We start from the raw sequence: 5494 nt of genomic DNA on the forward strand, positions 1-5494 counted from the left end.
TCGCCGAGCTCGGCGAGCAGGACGAGGAGCCGACCGAGCGACGCCCCCGCGGCCGCTCCACATCATCATGAGCTCAGCCGACTCCGTCCGAGCGGCCGTCGCCGCTGTCACCGACCCCGAGCTTCGCAGACCCATCGGCGATCTCGACATGGTCAGGGAGATCAGTGTCGATGGAGCACACGCGCACGTCGCGATCGTGCTCACGATCGTGGGCTGTCCCGCAGCGGCTCGCATCGAAACCGATGTCCGCGCCGCGGCCGCTTCGGTGCCCGGCATCGCCGAGGTGGACGTCGAGGTCGGCGTGATGACGCCGTCAGAGCGCAAAGCGCTCACCGAGAAGCTGCGCGACGGGCGGCCTCCTCGCCAGATGCCCTTCGGCCCGGACTCACTCACACGGGTGATCCTCGTCTCGAGTGGCAAGGGCGGCGTGGGCAAGTCCACTGTGACGGCGAATCTCGCGGTGGCGCTCGCGGCTCAGGGCCTCTCGGTCGGCCTCGTCGACGCCGATGTGCACGGCTTCTCGATCCCGGGCCTCCTCGGCATCCCTGCGGGAACACAGCCCACGCGCATCGACGACCTCATGCTCCCGCCCGTCGCCCATGGCGTGAAGACCATCTCGATCGGCATGTTCCTCCGCGACGGGGAGGCTGTGGTCGCCTGGCGCGGACCGATGCTGCACCGCACCGTGCAGCAGTTCCTGACAGACGTGTTCTTCGGCGATCTCGACATCCTGCTCATCGACATGCCTCCTGGCACCGGTGACATCGCCATCTCGATCGGGCAGCTGCTGCCCCACGCCGAGGTGCTGGTCGTCACGACGCCGCAGGCGGCAGCATCCGACGTGGCGATCCGCAGCGGGCTGGTCGCTCGCCAGACCGGGCAGCGGGTGATCGGGGTGGTCGAGAACATGGGAGCCCTCACCCTTCCGGACGGCACCGTCGTCGATCTGTTCGGTTCAGGAGGCGGTGCAGCCGTGGCCAGTGCGCTGTCGGAGACGCAGTCCGTGCCGCTGCTGGCATCGATCCCCCTCAGTCCCGCGCTGCGTACCGGAGGCGACGAAGGGGTGCCCGTGGTGCTCAGTGCCCCCGACGATGCGGCGGCCGTCGCGATCCGCGAGCTCGCAGGTTCCCTCGCCACTCAGGGGCGCGGCCTCGCCGGTCGTTCGCTCCCGATGACCCTGGGCTGAGACGATCGTGGCTCTCACCGTCGACGAACAGCTGCTTCGGGGCATGGCACGCGACGCCGCGATCTACGCCCTCACCCGCCCCGTCGCGATCGTGATGTGGATCGCCCTCGTCGCGGCATTCGTCGTCAGCATCCTCAACCTGACCGCCGTGCGCGGCACCCAGGGGCTGGCGGGTCTGCTGCCCGTCGCGAGCATCGCCCTCATGGTCTACGCGGTCGTCATGACTGTCGTCGGCGCCAGACGCGCCGTTCGGGCCGCCACCCCTCCGGGCAGCGCGGTGTGGCTTCGGCTCGATGACACCGCTCTGCACGTCGGCGCCGGCAGTCGGTCGTCGGACATCTCTTACAGCACCTTCCAGAGCGTTCGTGCCGGCAGGCATGCCGTGCTCTTCAAGCTTCGAGGCGCGTCTGCGATCACGGCGATCCCCCGTGCGCTGCTGTCCGATGACGACATCGCGACTCTCCGGGCCAGGATCGGCTGACCGCGATCAGGTCTGGGGCGGCCTCGGAACGCGGCGTGTGATCAGGCGCCTCAGCAGGATCACCAGAGGAAGAAGCACCGCGAGGGGTGGACACATCACCGCTCCGAGAGCAAGCAGAGACCCCACCGGGTAGTCGTTGCCGCCGGTGCGGCCCAGTCCGATGCTGCCGTCACCGATCGAGTCGCCGGCGACGAGGAATCGCCCGTCGTACGTGTCGAGCGAATCCCGGCAGTCCACCAGGTGAGTGCCCGCCTCAGCCGCGGTGAACTGGGCGGACTGCACGAACCCGGTCCGCGGCGTCATCCACCACAGCACGTCGTCCCAGCTCACCGCGGATGGGCCCTGCTGCGGACGCTCGGCGCCGTCCGGCCCGATGACGCTGCAATCCATGGTGCCGAGCGTGGCGGAGATCCCGCTGGTCCAGATGCCGACCCGAGCCCCGGAGTCGAGGTCGACCGCCATCGTCTGCCCGATCGGGACGTCCTCGGCGCTCTCGATCGACCGCACGATCGGCAGCACCCAGAGGGCCCAGATGAGGACTCCGGTCGCGGCGCAGATCGCGGCGGCGAAGAACGCCATCCGGTCTCTGGTCCGAAGCCGACTCTCGTCGACCGTCCGCGTCACGTGGCTTCGGGATCGAACGGGGGCGGACTCGCGACCGAGAACTCCGGTCGCACCCTCGGCGTTCGCACCGGCTTCACCGTCGGCTCTGCGACGACCGCCTCGGCTCTGGCGGGCCCGGGCGCCGCGTCGTCTTCGAAGAGAGCGTCGCGGATGATGCGTCTGGGGTCGTACTGCCGAGGGTCGAGCTTGCGCCAGTCGACGTCATCGATGTCGGGGCCCATCTCGTCGCGGACGCGCGATTTGGTGTCACGGAGGAACTCGCCGGCACGCCGAGCGAGCTTCGCGACGCTCTCGGCGTAGCGGGGCAGCCGCTCCGGTCCGATGAGCAGCGCAGCGATCAGACCGATGAGCAGCAGCTTCTCGAAGGTGATCCCGAACTGCATGTGTCCAGGCTACCGCCGCGCCTGCCGTTGTGCCGCGCACCGAGCGCATACGCTGGGAGAACACATATCTCAGTCGGGAGAATCAGTCAATGAGCGAGAACGATGCGAACGCACGTTTCATCCGCGAGTCGATCGTGGAGCCTTCGCCGATCGCCCGCGCGCGTGCGCACGCCATCGAACTCGGCGCTTCGCCGATCAGCGCGGCCGTCGGCTCGCAGATCGCGGTGCTCGCCGCGGCGACAGGTGCCAGGTCGATCGTCGAGATCGGCACCGGAGCCGGTGTCTCGGGCCTCTGGCTGCTGCGAGGGGCGCCGCAGGCCGTACTGACCTCGATCGACAACGAACCGGAGCATCTGGCCGCGGCTCGTCAGGCGTTCTCCGACGCTCGGGTCGCCCCGACGAAGGCTCGGTTCATCACCGGTCGCGCCGCCGACGTGCTGCCGCGCATGAACGAAGCGTCCTATGACATCGTGCTCGTCGATGCGGACCCCGAGAACGTCATCGACTACGTCGAGCACGGGCTGCGGTTGGTGCGCACCGGCGGGATGGTCCTGGTCCCCCGGATTCTCGGTGGCGGCCGCGTGGCCGACCCCGTGCAGCGTGACGAGGTGACCTCGGCCTATCGCTCGCTCGTGCAGGAGACCCAGGAGTCCTCAGCGGTGCTCGCGACCGTCTCGAGCTCCGGTGAAGGCCTGCTGCAGCTGATCAGCGTCGGTGAGGGCTGAGCCGACGACACCCCGCACAGACGGAAGAGGGCGACGGATCGATGATCCGTCCCCCTCTTCGTGAATCCGCGTGCGCGAATTCGAGTTCTCTCAGGCGGGCTTCACGACGGCTGCCAGCACGTCGTGGAGTTCCTTCGCCTCTGCGTCGTTCACGGAGACGACCAGACGGCCGCCTCCTTCGAGCGGGACGCGCACGATGATGAGTCGTCCTTCTTTTACGGCCTCCATGGGTCCGTCTCCGGTCCTCGGCTTCATCGCTGCCATCGTGGGCTCCTTTTCCTCCGGTGGTATGCGATCAGTTTATCGGGTGTTACCGGAACCTGGATGTCCCCTATGAAGAAATGCATCAAGCCTTAACATTCACGGCACCTGCCAGAACGTGTTCCCCAACGCGTAGATGTGGTAGATCCAGAGCCACTGACCCAGCAGGCAGACCGCCAGAACCCCCAGCCGCCAGACGCGCGAGCGCGGCACCGCGAGTGCTCCCCAGGCAGGACTCAACGGCAGGAGCAGCCGGAAAGTGCTCGACTGCGGGAAGAAGACGGCGAGCAGATAGAGGAGGTAGCTCGCGCTCCAGAGCCTGAGATCGGGACCGAGCGCGCGCACCTGGGGCAGATAGAGCAGAGCCGCACCCGCCACCACGACGAGGAGCGCCAGAGCGACGGGGCCCCACGCGCCGGGAAGCCCCCACTGGGCGAACCAGAACTGGGACGCCTGGATCCAGCCTTCGAACGGCACGAAACCCTCGACGCCGCCGACGAGCCAGTTCCTGCGCCAGGCGAGCTCGGTCGCGAGGTACGCGCCGGGGTCTCCGGTGACGATGCCCGCGATGACCTGCCACGAGAAGCCCGCGATCGTGGCGAGGGCGCCGAGCGCCACGATGTGCACGATCTCCCGCAGGGCGAGCGGGTCGTCTCGGCGGTGCCACCAGCGGAGGATGCCGTGCAGACCGAGGTAGAGCGCGAATGCGAGGATCCCCGGTCTCGTGAACGCCATGACGGGGATGAGAAGGTAGAGCCAGACGTAGTTCCTGCGCACCGTCGCGTCGAGCGCCAGGAACAGCAGGAGGAGGAACAGCGTCTCGGCGTATCCGACCTGGAACATCGCCGCGACAGGTCCGGAGGCGAAGAACACCACCGACCACATCGTCGCCCGCGCGCCGATGCGCTCACGCAACAGTCGGTGCAGCGCGAGGCAGGCGAAGTAACCGGCGACGAACGACAGCAGGAAAGCGCCCATCCCCCACGAGCCGAACACGAACCCGACCGTCTTGGCGGCGAAAGCGAACACCGGCATGAACGCCCAGGCGTTCTCTGCGACCTCACCGGACTCGGTGAGGGGAAGAGAAGACGGATACCCCTCTTCGGCGACAAGCCAGTACCACTGCGCATCCCACCCGACGATGAAGTCGGCGAGCCCCGGCTCCGCCCCGAACCTCGACAGCGACGTCGACGACGTCGCCGCCGCGATCATCATCGCGGTCGTCACAGCGCGCGCCGTGAGGTAGATCAGGGCGATCCGCAGCGCCAGCGGTGCGGCCGCCCACCGACGGGTCGCGGTCAGCGCGAACTGAGCCATGCGCGCAGTCCTCGCTCGACGGCGTCGATCTGCGCGAGCGGAACGCGCTCCTCGTCATGATGCGCGAGGTGCGGGTCCCCCGGTCCGTAGTTCACGGCGGGGATGCCGAGGGCCGAGAAGCGAGCGACGTCGGTCCATCCGTACTTGGGGCGCGGCTCGGCGCCGACGGCAGTCACGAAGTCCCGGGCGATCGGGGCATCGAGACCTGGCCGCGCGCCTTCGGCGGCATCGGTGATCTCCACGTCGAAACCGGCCAGCAGGTTGCGGATGTGCGCCTCTGCATCCGCCGCCGACTTGCTCGGAGCGAACCGGTAGTTCACCTCGACCTCGCACGCATCGGGAATCACATTGCCCGCGACCCCTCCCGTGATCCGGACGGCGCTCATGCTCTCGCGATACAGCAGTCCGTCGACCGCGATCTCCTTCGCACGGTACTCGGCCAGACGCGCGAGGATCGGGGCCGCCCGATGGATGGCGTTCTCTCCTATCCAGGCGCGGGCGGGGGGGGGGGGGGGGG

8 protein-coding genes are annotated in these 5494 nt (G+C 68.4%); 3 read left to right on the top strand and 5 right to left on the bottom strand.

Features of this window, described 5'->3' with window-relative positions:
• Positions 1–67: 67 nt before the first annotated feature.
• Positions 68–1186 (top strand): Mrp/NBP35 family ATP-binding protein, encoded by a 1119-nt coding sequence (locus OPU70_RS17490; protein WP_056376178.1) that lies wholly within the window; start codon positions 68–70, stop codon positions 1184–1186.
• A 7-nt stretch (positions 1187–1193) separates the two neighbouring features.
• A complete protein-coding gene (locus tag OPU70_RS17495; protein ID WP_367821111.1) occupies positions 1194–1667 on the top strand; it encodes a YcxB family protein in 474 nt (157 codons plus the stop codon).
• A gap of 6 nt (positions 1668–1673) precedes the next feature.
• Here OPU70_RS17495 and OPU70_RS17500 read toward each other — a convergent pair whose 3' ends face one another.
• The gene (locus OPU70_RS17500; protein WP_498558346.1) at positions 1674–2246 is read right to left on the bottom strand and encodes a hypothetical protein; all 573 of its coding nucleotides are present in this window, start codon (positions 2244–2246) and stop codon (positions 1674–1676) included.
• 41 nt (positions 2247–2287) lie between these two features.
• Complete coding sequence (locus OPU70_RS17505; RefSeq protein ID WP_042541994.1) at positions 2288–2674, bottom strand: twin-arginine translocase TatA/TatE family subunit; 387 nt, start codon at positions 2672–2674, stop codon at positions 2288–2290.
• Positions 2675–2763: 89 nt separating this feature from the next.
• Between OPU70_RS17505 and OPU70_RS17510 the strand changes: the two genes are divergently transcribed.
• Complete coding sequence (locus tag OPU70_RS17510) at positions 2764–3399, top strand: O-methyltransferase (protein ID WP_042541995.1); 636 nt, start codon at positions 2764–2766, stop codon at positions 3397–3399.
• A 90-nt stretch (positions 3400–3489) separates the two neighbouring features.
• Here the strand turns inward: OPU70_RS17510 and OPU70_RS17515 are convergent, their stop codons facing one another.
• From OPU70_RS17515 to OPU70_RS17525, 3 genes are all read right to left on the bottom strand, one after another.
• Positions 3490–3663, bottom strand: a complete 174-nt coding sequence (locus tag OPU70_RS17515) for a DUF3117 domain-containing protein (protein ID WP_079112537.1) — start codon at positions 3661–3663, stop codon at positions 3490–3492.
• Positions 3664–3759: 96 nt separating this feature from the next.
• Positions 3760–4977, bottom strand: coding sequence for a hypothetical protein (locus OPU70_RS17520; RefSeq protein ID WP_498558347.1), 1218 nt, complete (start codon positions 4975–4977; stop codon positions 3760–3762).
• On the bottom strand, positions 4959–5494 hold a 536-nt coding region (locus OPU70_RS17525), incomplete at its 5' end, for a peptidase dimerization domain-containing protein (RefSeq protein ID WP_498558348.1). The genes OPU70_RS17525 and OPU70_RS17520, both read right to left, overlap by 19 nt.

It is taken from the genome of Microbacterium sp. SWDP-B6, assembly GCF_059803615.1.